Below are 18,384 nucleotides of genomic sequence, written 5' to 3'. Positions count from 1 at the left end.
ACCATGCTGCCGCGCCTCCCGATTCCCTTCGCCCTACTGTGTGTTCTGCCGCTGGCGCTGAGCGCCTGCGGAGGCAATGCTCCTGCTGACCCGCGGACCGCCGCGCCGCTGGTCCGGGTGGCCACTGTCGCGTACGCCGACGCAGGCGCGCGCAGTTTCTCCGGCACCGTCGCCGCGCGGGTGCAGAGCGACCTGGGCTTCCGCGTCGCCGGCAAGGTATCCGAGCGGCTGGTCGATGCCGGCCAGCGCGTCAAGCGTGGGCAGCCGCTGATGCGCATCGACCCGGTGGACCTGCAACTGGCCGCGCGTGCGCAGCAGGATGCGGTGGCCGCTGCCCGCGCCCGTGCCCTGCAGACCGCCGAAGATGAAGCCCGTTATCGCGACCTGCGCGGCACCGGCGCCATCTCTGCCTCGGCCTACGACCAGATCAAGGCGGCCGCCGATGCGGCCAGGGCGCAGCTGAGCGCCGCCCAGGCCCAGGCCGCTGTCGCGCGCAATGCCAATCGCTATACCGACCTGCTGGCCGATGCCGACGGGGTGGTGATGGAGACCCTGGTCGAGCCGGGCCAGGTGGTTGCTGCCGGGCAGCCGGTGGTGCGCCTGGCGCATGCCGGGCCGCGCGAGGCGGTGATCCAGTTGCCGGAAACCCTGCGCCCGCAGGTTGGCTCGGTGGCCCAGGCCACCTTGTTCGGCAACGCCGCGGTCAGCGTGCCGGCCACCTTGCGCCAGCTCTCCGAGAGCGCAGACCGGCTCACCCGCACCTTCGAGGCGCGGTACGTGCTCAACGGCGCGCTGGCGCAGGCGCCGCTGGGCACCACCGTCAGCGTCCGCGTGCCTGCCGGCACCGCCACCGGCACCCAGGCCGGCCTGCAGGTGCCGCTGGCCGCGGTGTTCGATGCCGGCAAGGGGCCGGGCGTGTGGGTCATCGCCGGCAACCCGACCCGGGTGAGCTGGCGGCCGGTGACCGTGCTGGGCCTGGACGATGACCATGCCAATGTCGCCGGCAAGCTGGGGCGTGGCGAGCGCATCGTGGCGCTGGGCGCGCACCTGTTGCGCGACGGCGAGCGGGTGCGGGTCGCCAACACGATCGCGCCTGCCAATGGCAGCGCGACCGGCGCCAGAACCGCGTCCGCGGCAGGAGCGCAGCCGTGAGCGAGGGCCGATTCAATCTCTCGGCACTGGCGGTACGCGAGCGCTCGATCACGCTGTTTTTGATCTTCCTGATTTCGTTGGCCGGCCTGGTCGCATTTCTCAAGCTGGGCCGCGCCGAAGACCCGGCCTTCACCGTCAAGGTGATGACCATCGTGACTGCCTGGCCGGGTGCCACGCCGCAGGAAATGCAGGACCAGGTGGCCGAGAAACTCGAAAAGCGCCTGCAGGAACTGCGCTGGTACGACCGCAGCGAAACCTATACGCGCCCCGGCCTTGCGTTCACCACCTTGACCTTGCTGGACAGCACGCCGCCCAGCCAGGTGCAGGAGCAGTTCTACCAGGCACGCAAGAAGGTGGGCGACGAAGTCGGCAACCTGCCGGCCGGCGTGATCGGGCCGATGGTCAACGACGAATATGCCGACGTCACCTTTGCACTGTTCGCCCTCAAGGCCAAGGGCGAGCCGCAACGCCTGCTTGCGCGCGATGCCGAGACCCTGCGCCAACGCATGTTGCACGTGCCGGGCGTCAAGAAGGTCAACATCATCGGCGAACAGCCCGAGCGCATCTTTGTCGAGTTCTCGCACGAGCGCCTGGCCACGTTGGGCATCAGCCCGCAGGACGTGTTTGCCGCGCTCAATGCGCAGAACGCCTTGAATGCGGCAGGTTCGGTGGAAACGCGCGGGCCGCAGGTGTTCATCCGCCTGGATGGTGCGCTCGACAGCCTGCAGAAGATTCGCGACACCCCGTTGGTGGTGCAGGGCCGCACCCTGAAGCTGTCGGATATCGCCACGGTCAAGCGCGGCTACGAGGATCCGTCCACCTTCATGATCCGCAGCGGCGGCGAGCCGGCGTTGTTGCTGGGCATCATCATGCGCGATGGCTGGAACGGGCTGGATCTGGGCAAGTCGCTGGACAGCGAAGTCAGCGCGATCAATGCCGAGCTGCCGCTGGGCATGACCCTGAGCAAGGTCACCGACCAGGCGGTCAACATCGACGCATCGGTCGGCGAGTTCATGACCAAGTTCTTCGTCGCATTGCTGGTGGTGATGCTGGTGTGCTTCGTCAGCATGGGCTGGCGCGTGGGGATCGTGGTGGCGGCGGCGGTGCCGTTGACGCTGGCGGCGGTGTTCGTGGTGATGCTGGCCACCGGCAAGAACTTCGACCGCATCACGTTGGGGTCGTTGATCCTGGCGCTGGGCCTGTTGGTGGACGATGCCATCATCGCCATCGAGATGATGGTGGTGAAGATGGAGGAAGGCTACAGCCGCGTCGCCGCATCGGCGTATGCGTGGAGCCATACCGCCGCGCCGATGCTGTCCGGCACGCTGGTGACCGCGGTCGGCTTCATGCCGAACGGCTTTGCCGCCTCCACCGCCGGCGAATACACCAGCAACATGTTCTGGATCGTGGGCATTGCGTTGATCGTGTCGTGGGTGGTGGCGGTGGTGTTCACGCCTTATCTGGGCGTCAAGCTGCTGCCGGACCTGAAGAAGATCGAAGGCGGCCACGCCGCGATGTACGACACGCCGCGCTACAACCGCTTCCGCGCTGCGCTGGGGCGCGTCATCGCGCGCAAATGGCTGGTGGCCGGCTCGGTGGTGGGGCTGTTCGTGCTCGCGATCGTTGGCATGGGCATCGTCAAGAAGCAATTCTTCCCGATCTCCGACCGCCCCGAAGTCCTGGTCGAAGTGCAGATGCCGTACGGAACCTCGATCAACCAGACCAGCGCGGCCACTGCCAAGGTCGAAGCCTGGCTCGCCAGGCAGGACGAAGCCAAGATCGTCACCGCCTACATCGGGCAGGGCGCGCCGCGCTTCTTCCTGGCCATGGGCCCGGAGTTGCCGGACCCCTCGTTTGCCAAGATCGTGATCCGCACCGATGACCAGCACCAGCGCGATGCATTGAAGCTGCGTTTGCGCAAGGCCATTTCCGAAGGCCTCGCATCCGAAGCACGCGTGCGTGTCACCCAGCTCACCTTCGGCCCGTACTCGCAGTTCCCGGTGGCGTACCGGGTCAGCGGGCCGGACCCGCAGGTGTTGCGTGGCATCGCCGCGCAGGTCAGGCAGGTGATGCAGGACAGCCCGATGCTGCGCACCGTCAACACCGACTGGGGCACGCGCACCCCCACGCTGCATTTCACCCTGGACCAGGACCGCCTGCAGGCAGTGGGGCTGACCTCGACCGCCGTGGCCCAGCAACTGCAGTTCCTGCTCAGTGGCGTGCCGGTCACGCTGGTGCGCGAAGATATCCGCAGCGTGCAGGTAATGGCGCGTTCGGCCGGCGACACGCGCTTCGATCCGGCGCGCATCGCCGACTTCACCCTGGCCGGCGCCAATGGCCAGCGCGTGCCGTTGGCGCAGGTGGGCAAGGTGGATGTACGGATGGAAGAGCCGATCATGCGGCGCCGCGATCGGGTGCCGACGATCACCGTGGGTGGCGATGTCGACGACCAGCTGCAGCCGCCGGATGTCTCGGCCGTGATCACCAAGCAATTGCAGCCGATCATCGAAAAGCTGCCCAGCGGGTATCAGATCAAGGAGGCGGGTTCCATCGAGGAATCCGGCAAGGCGACCACCGCGATGCTGCCGCTGTTCCCGATCATGCTGGCGGCCACCTTGCTGATCATCATCCTGCAGGTACGCTCGATCTCGGCGATGGTGATGGTGTTCCTGACCAGCCCGCTGGGCCTGATCGGTGTGGTGCCGACCTTGATCCTGTTCCAGCAACCCTTCGGCATCAATGCGCTGGTGGGCCTGATCGCGTTGTCGGGCATCCTGATGCGCAACACGCTGATCCTGATCGGACAGATCCACCACAACGAGGCCGAGGGTCTGGACCCGTTCCATGCCCTGGTGGAAGCCACCGTGCAGCGCGCCCGGCCGGTGATCCTGACCGCGCTGGCGGCGATCCTGGCGTTCATCCCGCTCACGCACTCGGTGTTCTGGGGCACGCTGGCCTACACGCTGATCGGCGGCACCCTGGCCGGCACGATCCTGACGCTGGTGTTCCTGCCGGCGATGTATTCGATCTGGTTCAAGATCCGCCCCGATACCGGCAACGGCAACGGCAGCAGCACCGCGGCGGTTGCGCAGCACGCCTGAGTGCCATTGGCGACGGCGACCAAGCTGCCGTCGCCTTTGGCTATAGGGCGCTTGTCATCCTCGCGTTCGATCCGCGCGCCGCCAACGGCTGCGCACCTAGCCGGCCGCTCTTCCCTCATAGATAAAGGAATTACCATGCAACAGCAGTCCGTTGTGCTGATCACCGGTGTGTCCTCCGGCATCGGCCGCGTTGCCGCAGAGCGCTTCGCCCAGCGCGGCTGCACCGTCTACGGCAGCGTGCGCGCGCTTTCCGGCGCCGCGCCGCTGGCCAATGTGGAATTGGTCGAGATGGATATCCGCGACGCTGCCTCGGTGCGGCGCGCCGTCGACGGTATCGTCGGCCGCAGCGGCCGCATCGATGTGCTGGTCAACAACGCAGGCAGCAGCCTTATCGGCGCAGTGGAGGAAACCAGCCCCGAAGAAGCTGCCGTGCTGTTCGATACCAACGTGCTGGGCATCCTGCGCACGGTCCAGGCAGTGGCACCGCACATGCGTGACAAGCGCCGGGGGCGCATCGTCAATGTCAGCTCGGTGCTGGGTTTCCTGCCGGCACCGTACATGGGGGTGTATGCCGCCTCCAAGCACGCGGTGGAAGGCTTGTCGGAAACGCTGGACCATGAGCTGCGCCAGTTCGGCATCCGGGTGACGCTGGTGGAGCCGGCGTACACCAAGACCAGCCTGGGCAGCAATTCGCCGGTGGTGCAGAGCACCATCGCCGAGTACGACCGCGAACGTGACATGGTCGGCCGTGCGTTCACCGGCTACATCGACAATGCGCCGGGACCGCAGGACGTGGCCACCACCGTGGTGGAGGCCGCACTGGGTAAGTGGCGCATGCGTCGCACCCCGCCCGGCCAGGCATCGCTGCTGAGCAAATTGCGCCGGTTCATGCCCGCCAGCGCGGTGGATGGCAGTTTGCGCAAGCAGCTTGGGCTGAGCTGACGCACCTAGCGCGCCTGCGGGTGGATGCGTGACACCTTGCGCGTCGACAAGCACTGCGCGTCGCCGGGCAGATGCGGGTGGTGCCTGCAATCGCCACGCACTGCCTGTCCATCGCCGGCCTTGCGTGTGTCGCCCCAACCATGTGGGGCGACCCCTCACCGCTTGGCAGCGGCGGCTAGGTCAACCGCGTGCCGAGCGATGACCAACGCACCGATTTCGAGCACCGACCACGCCCGGGTGGCGGTGCGCACAGGGGCTTTGCTAGCTGCTCCAAAGCGTCGCGTGCCCCATGCCGCCGGGGAGCCGGCTGCATGGAGTGGTCGAGCATCGGTTACACCTGGTCGGTGGGTAACACATACACTTCGGCAATATTGACGTTCGCCGGTGCCTGCGCTGCGAACAGGATGGTGTCGGCAATATCCATCGGATCCAGCATCCGCACCGTGCCGGCATAACCGGCCATCATTGCCTGATATTCCGCGCTGGTGGTCTGTGCCGGAAGCTCGGTTGCAACGATGCCCGGCTGAATGCTGGTGACGCGGATGTTGTGCTTCTTGCCGACTTCCATGCGCAGGCCTTCGGTGAACGCGGTCACCGCAAACTTGCTCGCCGAGTACACCGCAAATCCCTGGCCAAAGACCTTGCGCCCGGCGATCGAGGAAGTATTGAAGACATGGCCGGAATGCTGCTTGATCATCTGCGGCAGCACCGCTGCGGCCACGTTGAGCACGCCTTTCACGTTGACATCGATCATCTGTTCCCATTCGTCGGTATGGAAGTCATCGATGCTGGACAGCGGCATGATGCCGGCGTTGTTGACCAGCACATCGATGGCGCCATAAGCGGCGATCAGTGCTGCGACGCCGGCAGCGACCGAGTCCTTGCTGGCGACGTCCATTTCCAGCACGACGGCCTGGCCGCCCGCCTGCTCGATGTCTGCCTTCAATGCCTGCAGCCGGTCGATGCGACGCGCCGCAAGGCCCACCTTCATTCCTGCCGCTGCGAGTTTCTTGGCCGTTGCGCTACCGATGCCGCTGGAGGCGCCGGTAATCAGGGCCACTTTGCCGTGGAGCTCATTCGTTGACATGGACAGTCTCTCGCTGGTTGTCGATACGGGATTGGACGCGGCGATACCGCGTCCAGTCGGTTTTCAGTACCGGCGAGATGATATCCATCCTATACTTAGTTTCAATTACGCACTTTGAGGTAACTAGATATGGCCGAGGAAACCGCTGCGCCCTGCGACCTCTATCGCATCTCGGATATCCGCACCGTGCTGGAGCCGATCGCCAACAAGTGGTCGATCATGATCATGACGGTGCTGTGCAACGGACCGACGCGCTTCAATCAGATCAAGCGGCAACTGGACGGGGTGACGCACAAGTCGCTGACCGAAGCGCTGCGGCGGCTGGAGCGGATCGGCTTGATCAGCAGGGAAGTGATTTCCTCGTCTCCGGTGGCCGTGCAATACCGGCGCACGCCCTTGGGCGACACCCTGGAAGCGCCGATGATGGCGCTGCTGCACTGGTGCCAGGACCACGCCGATGAGGTGATTGCGGCCGAGCAGGCGTTCGTCGCGGGCACGCAAGCGCTGGCGCCGGCAACGGCAACGGTGGGGTGAGGGACTGCGGCTGATGCACGTGTGCGCGATGACGAGTTGAGGTGACGGAGGCTTGCACATGGTGCTGCCTGGCATCGGCGTGCATCCCGGCACGAACGCGACCACGCAATCGAGCGCATGCACACGCAGGTGCCTGCTCGGTCCACGCCAATGGCCGGCGATTCACCCAGACTGGCCGCATGGCCTCACAATAGGCGGCCAGTTCCCAACCGATGTCGCCATGCGCAAGACCTATCAGCTCAACCTCGAAGGCAAGAACCGCGATCGTCTGTTGGAGTCCAGCAAGCACGATATCCGCAAGTACATCCGCCGCGAGCGCCGCAAGGATTTGCCCGAAGGCGCGGATTACTGGGACTTCGACATGCGCTTCGGGGTGGACGAGGCCAGTGCCGCGCCGCTGCCGCCGGCCGAGCTGATCCGCTCGATCAATGCGCTCACCAGCGAAGGTGGCGAACAGTTCTTCGTGGAAATCCTGCGCAAGCCCGGCAAGCGTACCCCGCGTGCGGATGGCGACAACGCGCCGGGCGGCGAGCTGGATTTCGAGCAGGACTGAGGCATCGTCGCACCGTCCACCTTCGCGTGACGACGGCGCGTCAGGTGGCACTTCCTGCTGTCAGTCGGGCTTGCCAGCCTGCGTCGCGGCCGCTGCGCGTTGCTTGTCCTTCTTGCTCGGCCGCCTGCCCTTGATGCCGCCGTTGTCGTCCGGAGCGCGCGCGCCGACATGTGGCGTCTGCGTCGCAGGCGTCGTCGCCGCCAGGGTCGGCTCGAAACCGGCAACCACGCTGGTCGGCACGCGCAGGCCCTGGCGTTTTTCGATCAGGCGCCATTGCGGCTGGCTCTCTGCGGTGATGAAGCTGATCGCAAGGCCGCTGGCGCCTGCGCGCGCGGTGCGGCCGATGCGGTGGGTGTAGTCCACCGTCGAACGTGGCAGGTCGTAATTGACCACCGCCGGCAGCGCATCGATATCGATGCCGCGCCCGGCCAGATCGGTGGCCACCAGTACCTGCAGCTCGCGCTGTTTGAAGGCATGCAACGTACGCTCGCGGCGGCCCTGGCTCAGTTCGCCATGCAGCGGTTGCGCGTTGATGCCGGTCTTGGTGAGTTTTTCGGCAACTTTCTCGGCGGTGTGCCGGCTGGCGACGAATACCAGCACATGCGACCAGCCATGCTCCTGCAGCAGGTGGCGCAACAGCTGCGTGCGTTGGCCGGCGTCGACGGCGATCGCGCGTTGTTCGATCGCAGGCGCAGCTTCCGGGGTGGCATCGACGGTGATGCGTAGCGGGTCGCGCAGGCGACGCTTGGCCAGCGAGGCGATGCCGGGCGGAAACGTGGCCGAGAACAGCACGCTCTGCCGTTGCGCCGGCAGCAGGGCCAGGATGCGATCGAGCTCGGCGCCGAAGCCCAGTTCGAGCAGGCGGTCGGCTTCGTCCAGCACGAGCGTGGCAACCTCACCCAGGCGCAGCGCGTTGTGATCCACCAGGTCCAGCAACCGGCCGGGCGTGGCGACCACGATATCGGCACCACCGCGCAGGGCAAGCAACTGCGGATTGATCGAACTGCCGCCGGTGGCCGCAACGATCTTGAGCCGCCGCGGCAGATGCGCGGCCAGTTGGCGCAAGGTGTCTTCGACCTGCGCGGCGAGTTCGCGCGTGGGCACCAGCACCAGCGCGCCGAGCACGCGCGGGGCAACATCCGGCGCCAGGCAGCGTTGCTGCAGCAGCGGCAGCGCATAGGCCAATGTCTTGCCCGAACCGGTCTGCGCCATCGCAATCAGATCCCGGCCCTGCAGCATCGGCGCAATCGCCTGCTGCTGGATCGGCGTGGGCGTGTGGTGGCCGGCGCGTGCCAGCGCGGTGTCGAAGAATGGCTGCAGCTGCGGCGACAGCGAAAGATGGGCAAATGACATGGACCGATTATCCAGGCATTTGCACTGCAATGGTCGGTGAGACCCATGCGGGGCCGCCGCGGGCACTGCGTCGGTGGGTGGGCAAGGGCCCTGCAGCCAACGCGCAGCGTCGAGTGCGAGGTGCCCTCACCGCTTGCGGGACACGCCGTGAACCCGTCCCTGGGGGCTCGGTGGCGGCATCCATGCCGCCACACGGTCCCGCAATCGGCGAGGGCACCGCACCAGACAGTTGGCCGGCTGCTTTCCTGAAAGCGTGCTCGGCTTGCGTGGCAGACGAGACGTTTGCAGGTTGCGTGTAGGAGGCTTGTCTGCCGCTCGGCTTGCGACGGAGCAATGATGGGAGTTGAGCGAACGCCTAGTGATCCGACCAGCGCACGTCGTGCGCATCATGTACTGCTTGCGACTAGACACACCGACCCTCCCGACAGAGGTCCTTGCCCGCTCACCGTCGCGGGACCTTACGCGGCATGGATGCCGCGTAAGAGCCTACATGGACGTACTTGCGGCGTGTCCTGCGATGGTGGGCGGGCAAGGGCCCTGCAGCCAAGCCCCAGCGTCGAGGGTGCGGTGCCCTCACCGCTTGCGGGACACGCCGTGAACCCGTCCCTGGGGGCTCGGTGGCGGCATCCATGCCGCCACACGGTCCCGCAACCGGCGAGGACACCGCACCAGGCAGTTGGTCGGCTGCTTTCCTGAAAGCATGCTCGGCTTGCGTGGCAGACGAGACGTTTGCAGGTTGCGTCTTGGAGGCCGGTCTGTCGCCTGGCCTGCAATGGAAAATGGTGGAAGGTCGAGCGAACGCCCCGTTATCCAAACAGTGCACGTCATGCATTGCTTGCACCCGCACACCGACCATCTCGACAGGTCCTTGCCTGCTCACCGTCGCGGGACCTTACGCGGCATGGATGCCGCGTAAGAGCCTCCATGGATGGATTCACGGCGTGTCCTGCGATGATGGGCAGGCGAGGGCCCTGCAGAAATCCCGCAGATCGGCTGCTCTGCAACTGATCCATCCGCAGTGTTCAAGCCTCATCGGGGCACGGCGCATAAAGCGACCAATACTTCGACCAAGGCGTCATTCCGCCGCGGTCAGATGCTTGAAAAAAAACGGTGGGTCGACTGCGCGACGCCCTTACCGAGCGGCGCCCTCAACCGATCGTGTGACACGTCGCGACTTCATCCATGGATGGCGACATGGTGGCCTGCCGCCAACGGTCCCCAAGCAATGCGTGCACTGCAGGCGCCGCCCCGGTCGCGTGCGGATGAGATCCGCAAGACTGGCCGGGCCCACCTGGCGGTGGGCGCCGGTCGTCTTGCTGTCCGCGGGTTAGTTGGCCAGCGCCAGATCGTCCAGCAGCGCACGCAGGAAACGCGCAGCTTCGCCGCCGGTGGCGGCGCGGTGGTCGAAGGTCAGCGACAGCGGCATCACCTTGTGGGTTTCCACGCCGCCCATCACCGGGGTGAGCTGGTAGCGCGCGCGCCCGGCGGCGACGATGGCCACGCATGGCGGCACCACCACCGGAGTGGCGTAGCGGCCGGCGAACATGCCGAAGTTGGACAGCGAGATGGTGTAGCCGCTGAGTTCCGATGCGGCGATGCTGCGGGTTTCCACCTGCTGGCGCAGCCGGTTGACGCTCTCGCGGATGCCGTGCGCGTCCAGCATGTCGGCATTGCGCAGCGCGGGCACGAACAGGCCTTCTTCGGTATCCACCGCAATGCCGATATCGACCTGGGGGTGCAGGGTGCGGCTGAGTGCCTCGCCGTCGAACCAGGCGTTGAGGGCCGGCACCGCCTGGCAGGCACGCACGATGCCGCGCACCAGGCGCACGGTGACGTCGTTGCCGGGCTGCCAGGCGTGGATGTCGGCATCGTCGTTGAGCGTGGTCGGTACCACCTTGCTGTGCGCATCGGCCATGACCCGCGCCATGTTGCGACGCACGCCCTTGAGCTGTTCGGGTTGGCCCTTGACGCTGGTGCCGGGCGATTGGGTACGCATCGGCTTGCCGCTGGCCGACAGCGACGAGCGGGCGGTGGTGCCCTCATCCGCCCTGCGGGCACCTTCTCCCGCAGGCGGGAGAAGGGAACGCGCGTTGCCATCCGAATGGTTCGCGCTGTTGTCCGAAGGATGCACGCTACCGTCTGACTGGTGCGCGTTGTTGCCTGCGGTCGCTCCGCCGCCAGCGGCGGTCCCTCGGCCACTGGCCGATGAGGTCGACACGCCCTGCGCGCCGGCTGAAAGCCGTGCGGTGCCCGCGGCTGCGGCCTGCTTCACATCCGCCATCGTCACCGTGCCGTCCGGGCCGGTAGCGCGCACCTGTGCCAGGTCCACCCGCAGCTTGCGCGCCAGCGCACGCACCGCCGGCATCGCGCGCACGCCGTCGACGGCAATCGCCTGTTCGCTCTGCACGGCGTTGGAGCTCTGCATCGCACCGACCACCGTGCCGGCGTCGTCGCGCTCGCTCTGGCCACTGGCGTCGGCGTCGGCAATCTCGCCACCGTTGTCGGAGGCGACCACGCGCGCGGTCGGGCCGGCCGCGCTTTCGCCGGTGCTGGGCGTGTGCGTGGGTGCAGGGCCATGCGAGTGGCCGGTGTCCTGGCCGTCGGCGCGCTGCGGCTGCGAGGCGTCCAGCGCGAACTGTGCCAGCATCGCGCCGGTCACGATCACATCGCCAGCGGCACCGGCGAGCTTGGTCACGGTGCCAGAGAACGGCGAGGGCACCTCGACCACCGCCTTGGCGGTCTCCATCGAGACCAGCGGATCGTCCAGGCGCACGTTGTCGCCTTCCTTGACGAACCATTCGACGATGGTGGCATCGGGCAGGCCTTCGCCCAGGTCGGGCAGGTGGAAATTCTTGGCTTCGCTCATGGCAGGTTCTCTTGCGCCGCAGGCAGTGGCGGCGTGGTGTCGTCGAGGAGTTCGAGGTCGGCAGCCGGCAGCCAGCCCTGCATGCCATCGGCACGCTCGGACCACCACCAACCGCCATGTTCGTAATGCAGCAACACGTCCTCGCCCTGTTGGGCGTCGAGTTCGCGTGCGTCGTAGTCGCGCAGGGCTTCGGCCTGGCCGTCGCCCAGGGGGCGCAGCCAGGCCACCGGGGCCCAGCCGGCATGACCGTCGCCGGTGTTGACCCAGGCGAAGGCCGGCCATTCCTCGTCGCGCACGCCGATGGTCACGTGCTGGCCAGCGTGGAAGCGGATCGGGTTGGCGTACGCGGCGCGGTAATCGCAGAGCAGACGGGCGCGCATGTCAGCCGGCAGCCACCGCGCGACGGGCGGCGGTGACGATGCGCTCCACGCTCGGCAGGTACTTCATTTCCAGCCGGAACAGCGGGATATGCGTGTCGTAGCCGGTGACGCGTTCGACCGGTGCGAGCAGGTCGTACATCGATTTTTCCGCCAGCTGCGCGGCGATCTCCGCACCGAAGCCGGCGGTGCGCGGGGCTTCCTGCACGATCACGCAGCGGCCGGTCTTGGCCACCGATTCGGCGATGGTGTCGAAGTCGAGCGGGCGCAGCGTGGCCACGTCGATGACTTCGGCGCTGATGCCTTCGCCGGCGAGCTTGTCGGCCGCTTCCAGCGCTTCCTTGACCTGCGCGCCCCAGGTGACCAGGGTGACGTCGGTACCGTCGCGCAGCACGAAGCACACATCCAGCGGCAGCGCTTCGCCATCGTTGGCGACCACTTCCTTGTACTGGCGGTAGATGCGCTTGGGCTCCATGTAGATCACCGGATCCGGGTCGCGGATCGCGGCCAGCAACAGGCCGTAGGCGCGCTGCGGCGAGGACGGCAACACCACGCGCAGGCCGGGCACGTTGGTGAAGATGGCTTCGTTGGCTTCGCTGTGATGTTCCGGCGCGCGGATGCCGCCGCCCCACGGCACCCGCAGCACCATCGGGCAATGCAGGCGGCCGCGGGTGCGGTTGCGCAGGCGTGCGGCATGGCAGATCAGGTGATCGACCATGGGATACACGAAGCCGTCGAACTGCGCTTCGGCCACCGGCTTCATGCCCTGCGCGGCCAGGCCGACGCTCAGGCCGGCGATGGTGGTTTCGTCCAGCGGCGTGTCCAGCACCCGCTCGCTGCCGAAGCGCTGCTGCAGGCCCGCAGTGGCGCGGAACACGCCGCCGTTGACGCCGACATCCTCGCCCAGCACCAGCACCGCAGGGTCGTGTTCCAGCTCCCAGGCCAGCGCCTGGGTGATGGCTTCGATCAGGGTGATGGGCGAACTCATGGCACTCTCTCCGCGCGTGGCTGCGGCGTTGTAGGGGGCACTGGCCTGCTGCTGTGTCGCAGCCAGGTGTGACTGGTTGAGCTCATCCATGACGGGCCTCCTGCGCCATCACCTCGGCGCGCTGGGCCAGCAACTCGGCCGGCGGGTCGCCGTAGAGGTAATCGAACATCGCTTCGACCGGCTGCACCGGGGTGTTGAGATAGGCATTGACCTCTGCGTCCACGCGCGCACCGCATTCGGCCTTCCATGCGGTTTCCTGCGCCTCGTCCCACAGGCCTTGCGCGGTGAGATAGCGGCGCAGGCGCAGCAGCGGCTCGCGCGCCCAGCCTTGCTTGACCTCTTCTTCGCCGCGGTAGCGCCGCGCGTCGTCGGCGGTGGTGTGATCGGACAGGCGATAGGTCAGGAACTCGATCACCGTGCCGCCGTCGCCGGCCAATGCGCGCGCGCGCGCCTGGCGCATCGCCTCGAGCACCGCGATCAGGTCGTTGCCATCCACCTGCAGGCAATGCAGGCCGCCGGCCAGGCCCTTCTGCGCCAGCGTCTGCGCACCGGTCTGCGCCGAGCGCGGCACCGAGATCGCCCAGCCGTTGTTGATCACGCACAGGATCAGCGGCAGTTTGTAGGCGCCGGCCGAATTGAGCGCGGCATAGAAGTCGGTCTTGGAGCTGCCGCCATCGCCACAGCAGGCCACCGCGACCTGCGGCTTGCCCCGCAGCTTGAACGACAGCGCCGAACCGGCCGCATGCAGGCACTGGGTGGAGATCGGCACGCAGATCGGGAAGTCGATCGCCGCATCGGCATCGCGCGGATAGTCGCTGCCGCGTTCGTCGCCGCCCCAGTACAGCAGCACATCGCGCGGGCGCACGCCGCGTTCGAACATGGTGCCGTACTCGCGATAGCTGGGCGCGAACACATCGCCACTGCGCATCGCCGCGCCGATGCCCACGTGGGTGGCTTCGTGACCGAGGCAGGCCGCATAGGTGCCCAACTTGCCGGTGCGCTGCAGCGCGACCGACTTGCTGTCGAAGGTGCGCACGAACAGCATGCGCTTGAACAGGGCGAGCAGCTGTTGCGGGTTGGCGGCGTCGGCCGGCAGGTCGTCGCGGACGATCTGGCCGTCCGCGTCCATGTATTGCAGATATTCGATCTCGAACTGCGCGGCTACGCTCATTGCGGCGACACCTTCACCAAGAAGTTTCAAATGATATGAGTTGCGATGTTAAGGACCACACAGCAAAAAGCTGTCCTGCACCGCAGCACACAATGATGCTGGCTTGCACAAAAAAAAGGGCGCGGACCAGGCCGCGCCCTTTGTCGCAGTACAGAATTGCGACGTGGTGCACTGCGATCAGCGGCGGTCGGCGCCTCCACCGATCGGGGTGACGATCAGCGCCGAATCGTTGGCCGGGTTGGCATCGGGCGAGGTCGATGTGGCCCTCGCCTGCACGCGGATGGCACCGTCGGCAGGGATCGGCCTGGCTGCCACGGTCAACTGGAAGGCCAGCTGCGCGCCCGGCAGCACGACCGCCGCGCTGCTGCACACGAAGCGGGCATTGCGCAGCGATTGCAGCTGTTTGTCGCAGCGCCAGCCCTGCGGCGGCACCAGCTGCGATAGCGCAGACACCGTATTGCCTTCGATCACCAAGCCGGGACGCTGCGCCGGCGCGGCACCGACGTTGTCCAGCAGCACGCGATAGCTGGCGCTGAACGCTGTTGTCGGCAGGCTGGCCGGGCCGTCGAACCGCACCGCCAGGTCGCTGCGCGGCTGCGGCCGTGCCTGCACCACAACGGCAGCGGTGTCGGTGTTGTTGTCCGGCTGCGGGTCGGGCGACTGCGAGGCGACCGAGGCGGCCAGGGTCAGGGTGCGCCCGGCCAGGTCCGGGCCGGCATCCAGTTGCACTGCAAAACTCTGCGCAGATCCCGCCGCAAGCAGTGGGATGTTGCAGGTAAACGTGGTCTGCGTGGCATTGGTCTGGTTCTGGCAGATCCAGCCCGGCGGGGCAGTGAGGCGCGCCCGTGCCGGCAGGTCGAACACCAACGCCAGCGCAGTGAACGGCGCGCGATCCGGCCCTCGGTTCTCGACATCCACGGTGTAGTCGATGTGCTCGCCTTCGACCACCTGGTCGCGCGCGGCGGTGACAGCTACCTGCACGTCCGCGTTCACCTGCTTGGTCATGCGCAACAGCACCACGGTGGGGTCGTGGTCGGACAAGCGCGTGGGCGTATTGGCATCGTTGCGCGCGGTGCCGGGGAAGTCGGCATTGATGCGCGCATGGCCCACCGACAGCGAGGCGATGTTGGGTGCGCGCATCAGCGCCTCGTTGGCCAGGATGTGGTCCAGCGACTGCACGTTGCCGTCGAAGGCGTACGAGTAGCTCTGGTCCGGCGTGTTGAACCAGGTCAGGTCGGTGTAGTCCGGGTTGACCAGGTCCACACCATCGCCGCCCACCACGGTCTGCGCATCCGGCGCCGGCCTGCCGGTGACGGTACCCATCGCATCCACGTAGCCGTCGTTGAACTCGAAGGCGTTGAAGTCGCCCATCACCAGCACCTGCTCGGCCGGGTCGAGCTGCTGGCGCGTCTGCAGCAGGCGCGCCAGGTACTCGGCCTGGGCCTGGCGCTTGGCGCGGATGCGGGTGCCGGCCGCATCGTCGGTCTCGGCGCCGTTGAGCGAGCGCTGATGCACCACGATGGCGGTCAGCGGCAGCACGCGGCCATCGGCCTGGTGCACTTTGGCACTGAGCACCAGTGGCGGGCGATCGTTGAGCAGGCTCACCGCGCCGCCCGGTTCGGTCCAGGTGGTGGTCTTGCCTTCCTGGGCGACGGACACCACTTCCACGCGCGGTACGCCGGCCGAGACCGAACCGGTCTTGACCAGGAAGCCCACGTCGATACCGCCGACGTCATTGCCTTCCTGCAGGTAGGCCACGTACTGCGGATCGGGCTGGCCGGAAGCGATGGCATCGGCGTTGATGCGCGCAGCCAACGTCTGCAGCACACCGAAGCTTTCCACTTCCACCGTGCCCAGGATGTCGGGCGTGTGCAGGTAGTTGCGGATCGCCAGCGAGGCCTTGTTGAGGCGGGCCTGGAATGCGGCCGGGGTGAGCACCGGCTCGCCGGTCGCCGGGTCGTTCTGGTCGTCGAAGAAGCGCTCCATGTTGTAGGTGGCCACGGCCACGTCGTCGGCCTGCGGCCGCGGTGCCGGGCGCGGTTGGTCGGCACCGTTGCAGTTCACCTGCGGGGTGCGTTCCGGATACAGCGTGTAGCGGCGGAAGCTGTAGTCCAGCGGGCCGGTGACATCCTGCAGGACGCAGCCCGATGCCAGGTCCAGACGCTCGGCGCCGACGCCGGCACTGCCGACCGCGATCACTTCCGGGTTGGTGTTCCAGCGCGGCACCCCGGCAGGCGAGCCGGCCGGCAATGGATCGGGCAACTGCACGCCGGGCTCGCGAAAGGCACGCGGCACGCCGGTGACCACCGCATGGAAGACGCCATTGCTGGTGGCGGTGGCGTTGGTCTCGTTGACGTTGCCGCCGGTGGGCGCATTGACGGTGAGGCTGGCGGCGGTAACGCGCATGCCTTCCAGCGCTTCGAGCTGATCAAAGGCTCCGTTCGGGTTGGGGAAGTTCGTGCTCAACGCCACCGGCATCGGCAACGGATTGCCGGTGGAATCCAGCAGCACGGTCAGGCTGCCGCCGATCTCGGTCAGTGGCGGCTGGGTCGGGTCGGCGGTGGGCACGTACTCAAGCACCGTGCCTTGCACGCGCACCCGGTTGCCGATGGCAGCGGCGTCCGGCGGTGCGCTGCCGGTGTAGACATAGACGCCTTCGGAGGTGGCCGCATCGCCATCGGTTTCCGCATCCGCTGCCTGCAGGAAGAAGCCGGCGCTGCGGCGGGCAGTGACGATGCCCGAGGTGGCGACCACCTGGCCTTCCAGCGGCGAGCGTGCGCCCTTGCCCTGGATGGCGTGGATCGGCAGCAGGCTGAAGTCGTCGTTGAGGACGGTGCCGGTGGCGCTCAGCGTGGCCGGCAACGCGCCGGTGAGGCCGCTGATCTGCAGCGCGAAGGTCTCGTCGGGCTCGGGTGTGGTGTCGCCCAGCACCTCCACGCTGATGCTGGCGCTGCGCTCGCCAGCGGCGATCCGGACGCTGGACGCGGGCAGGGCGACATAGTCGCTGCCAGCGACGGCGGTGCCATCGGCGGTGGCTGCGGTGAAGCTCACCCCGCCCGCACCGGCCGGCTGGCTCAGGCTCAGCGTGAACACAACGCTGCGGCTGCCGCTATTGCCCTCGGCCTGGCTGACATCGGCCAGCGTGGCGATTGGCTGGCCGCCGCCACTGCACAGGCGTGCGGGGCTGGCGGCGTTGCGCGGAGCCGGCGTGCCGGTGGCGAAATCGGCCGCGTTGTTGTCGGTGTCGGTGCAGCCATCGCCGCCGCGCAGCACCGCCAGCGTATTGCTGGGCGCCGGGGTGGGCGCATTGCCTTCGGCGCAGCTGGCGGTGCTGCCATAGCCGACCAGATCGGCATTGCCGGTGGGGCAGGCGCCGCTCAACGCCGAGGCGCTGTTGCTCAGCGCCACCTTGCCGGCGCCGCCGCCCATGGCGATGGTGCCGGTGGCATCGGGCGTGGGTAGCGCAACGCTGCCGCCGCTGCCGTCGGCCTGCTTGACCAGGTAGTAGCCGCCGGCCGGCACGCTGCCCGCCAACGGGGTGACCTGCCAGCTGCTGCCGGCGGCCGAGGCGTACTGCACCGACCAGCCGTCCAGGCTGACCGTGGTGCTGCCGATGTTGTGCAGCTCGATGAAATCGCTGCGGAAGGTGGCACCGCTGTTGCCGCCACCGCCGTAGACCTGGCTGATGACGACCTGGGCGTTGGCGTGGCCGGCAACCGCCAGCGCACAGACAAGTAAGGCTGCACGACGCTGCAACACATGCATGAGATGAGAGTCCCCTGATCCGTGAGACGTGAAACGCTCCCCTGGTCCGGCCACGTCCCTGGCCGGCAGCGCCGTTCGATTCTGCATGAATTTGCAGACCTAGGTTGACGATACGGTGACACCGGCGCAGTTGCTGCGACTGCGCAGTCGAAAGCGGTTGGCTTTTTCAGGTGTGAAGTACCAGTCGCGTACGCCACCGGGTTGTCAGGCTGCCCGCGTGAGCCGGCGGTCACCCAGTCAGATCGGGCGCTGCGGCAAAGGCTCGCTACAGCGCCATGCAGGCGCGCTGCAACGACATGCAGGCCGCGCGCTGCACAAGGAATAATCCGGAAGGGCGTCGGTCCAGCCAGAAGGTCTGCACGGTAGAACGATGCGACACACACCGGAGATCACGTGTCGAAGACCCAGCCTCCAGCGCCGCCCTCAGCCGCCAGGCCGTCGATATCCAATCTCCGCTCCCGATTCCCGATTCCCCCAATCCCCAATCCCCAATCC

Annotated in this window: 12 protein-coding genes; 5 read left to right on the top strand and 7 right to left on the bottom strand. The window is 67.3% G+C overall.

Going from position 1 to position 18,384, the window contains the following annotated elements; all coding sequences use genetic code 11:
• The first annotated feature begins 3 nt into the window (after positions 1-3).
• From EO141_RS17225 to EO141_RS17215, 3 genes are all read left to right on the top strand, one after another.
• On the top strand, positions 4-1,152 hold the full coding sequence (locus EO141_RS17225) for an efflux RND transporter periplasmic adaptor subunit (protein WP_127169791.1): 1,149 nt from the start codon (positions 4-6) through the stop codon (positions 1,150-1,152).
• Positions 1,149-4,253: an efflux RND transporter permease subunit gene (locus EO141_RS17220; protein WP_127169790.1), complete on the top strand. Its 3,105-nt coding sequence runs from the start codon at positions 1,149-1,151 to the stop codon at positions 4,251-4,253. Before EO141_RS17225 ends, EO141_RS17220 begins: the two co-directional genes overlap by 4 nt.
• Before the next feature lie 135 nt (positions 4,254-4,388).
• Complete coding sequence (locus EO141_RS17215) at positions 4,389-5,195, top strand: oxidoreductase (protein ID WP_127169789.1); 807 nt, start codon at positions 4,389-4,391, stop codon at positions 5,193-5,195.
• Positions 5,196-5,526: 331 nt separating this feature from the next.
• Here the strand turns inward: EO141_RS17215 and EO141_RS17210 are convergent, their stop codons facing one another.
• Complete coding sequence (locus EO141_RS17210; RefSeq protein WP_164739272.1) at positions 5,527-6,282, bottom strand: SDR family oxidoreductase; 756 nt, start codon at positions 6,280-6,282, stop codon at positions 5,527-5,529.
• 129 nt (positions 6,283-6,411) lie between these two features.
• On the opposite strand from EO141_RS17210, the gene EO141_RS17205 reads away from it, so the two are divergent.
• Both EO141_RS17205 and EO141_RS17200 read left to right on the top strand, forming a co-directional pair.
• Positions 6,412-6,816, top strand: a complete 405-nt coding sequence (locus EO141_RS17205; RefSeq protein ID WP_104649130.1) for a helix-turn-helix domain-containing protein — start codon at positions 6,412-6,414, stop codon at positions 6,814-6,816.
• Between the two features lie 220 nt (positions 6,817-7,036).
• Positions 7,037-7,369, top strand: a complete 333-nt coding sequence (locus tag EO141_RS17200; RefSeq protein WP_127169788.1) for a DUF6172 family protein — start codon at positions 7,037-7,039, stop codon at positions 7,367-7,369.
• Between the two features lie 60 nt (positions 7,370-7,429).
• Here EO141_RS17200 and EO141_RS17195 read toward each other — a convergent pair whose 3' ends face one another.
• From EO141_RS17195 to EO141_RS17165, 6 genes are all read right to left on the bottom strand, one after another.
• Entirely contained in the window at positions 7,430-8,722 is a 1,293-nt protein-coding gene (locus EO141_RS17195) for a DEAD/DEAH box helicase (RefSeq protein ID WP_127169787.1), read from the bottom strand.
• A gap of 1,327 nt (positions 8,723-10,049) precedes the next feature.
• Positions 10,050-11,588: a dihydrolipoamide acetyltransferase family protein gene (locus EO141_RS17185; RefSeq protein WP_127169785.1), complete on the bottom strand. Its 1,539-nt coding sequence runs from the start codon at positions 11,586-11,588 to the stop codon at positions 10,050-10,052.
• Complete coding sequence (locus EO141_RS17180) at positions 11,585-11,968, bottom strand: SH3 domain-containing protein (RefSeq protein WP_104649133.1); 384 nt, start codon at positions 11,966-11,968, stop codon at positions 11,585-11,587. Before EO141_RS17180 ends, EO141_RS17185 begins: the two co-directional genes overlap by 4 nt.
• A 1-nt stretch (position 11,969) precedes the next feature.
• Positions 11,970-13,043, bottom strand: coding sequence for an alpha-ketoacid dehydrogenase subunit beta (locus EO141_RS17175; protein WP_164739271.1), 1,074 nt, complete (start codon positions 13,041-13,043; stop codon positions 11,970-11,972).
• Positions 13,036-14,124 (bottom strand): pyruvate dehydrogenase (acetyl-transferring) E1 component subunit alpha, encoded by a 1,089-nt coding sequence (gene pdhA / locus EO141_RS17170; RefSeq protein ID WP_104649134.1) that lies wholly within the window; start codon positions 14,122-14,124, stop codon positions 13,036-13,038. Before pdhA ends, EO141_RS17175 begins: the two co-directional genes overlap by 8 nt.
• A gap of 177 nt (positions 14,125-14,301) precedes the next feature.
• Complete coding sequence (locus EO141_RS17165) at positions 14,302-17,889, bottom strand: lamin tail domain-containing protein (RefSeq protein ID WP_127169784.1); 3,588 nt, start codon at positions 17,887-17,889, stop codon at positions 14,302-14,304.
• Between the last annotated feature and the right edge of the window lie 495 nt (positions 17,890-18,384).

Origin of the sequence: Xanthomonas sp. BRIP62415 (genome assembly GCF_003993515.1) — a bacterium.
GTDB classification, from domain to species: Bacteria; Pseudomonadota; Gammaproteobacteria; order Xanthomonadales; family Xanthomonadaceae; genus Xanthomonas; species Xanthomonas euroxanthea.
The sequence above is the reverse complement of the archived record's forward strand: the minus strand, read 5'-3'. Positions and strand labels throughout refer to the sequence as shown.

Bases quoted from the DNA above. Each gene is read 5' to 3' on its own strand.
- EO141_RS17225 (WP_127169791.1), top strand. From the start codon at position 4: ATGCTGCCGCGCCTCCCGATTCCCTTCGCCCTACTGTGTGTTCTGCCG.
- EO141_RS17215 (WP_127169789.1), top strand. From the start codon at position 4,389: ATGCAACAGCAGTCCGTTGTGCTGATCACCGGTGTGTCCTCCGGCATC.
- EO141_RS17210 (WP_164739272.1), bottom strand. From the start codon at position 6,282: ATGTCAACGAATGAGCTCCACGGCAAAGTGGCCCTGATTACCGGCGCC.
- EO141_RS17205 (WP_104649130.1), top strand. From the start codon at position 6,412: ATGGCCGAGGAAACCGCTGCGCCCTGCGACCTCTATCGCATCTCGGAT.
- EO141_RS17200 (WP_127169788.1), top strand. From the start codon at position 7,037: ATGCGCAAGACCTATCAGCTCAACCTCGAAGGCAAGAACCGCGATCGT.
- EO141_RS17195 (WP_127169787.1), bottom strand. From the start codon at position 8,722: ATGTCATTTGCCCATCTTTCGCTGTCGCCGCAGCTGCAGCCATTCTTC.
- EO141_RS17185 (WP_127169785.1), bottom strand. From the start codon at position 11,588: ATGAGCGAAGCCAAGAATTTCCACCTGCCCGACCTGGGCGAAGGCCTG.
- EO141_RS17180 (WP_104649133.1), bottom strand. From the start codon at position 11,968: ATGCGCGCCCGTCTGCTCTGCGATTACCGCGCCGCGTACGCCAACCCG.
- EO141_RS17175 (WP_164739271.1), bottom strand. From the start codon at position 13,043: ATGGATGAGCTCAACCAGTCACACCTGGCTGCGACACAGCAGCAGGCC.
- pdhA (WP_104649134.1), bottom strand. From the start codon at position 14,124: ATGAGCGTAGCCGCGCAGTTCGAGATCGAATATCTGCAATACATGGAC.
- EO141_RS17165 (WP_127169784.1), bottom strand. From the start codon at position 17,889: ATGCATGTGTTGCAGCGTCGTGCAGCCTTACTTGTCTGTGCGCTGGCG.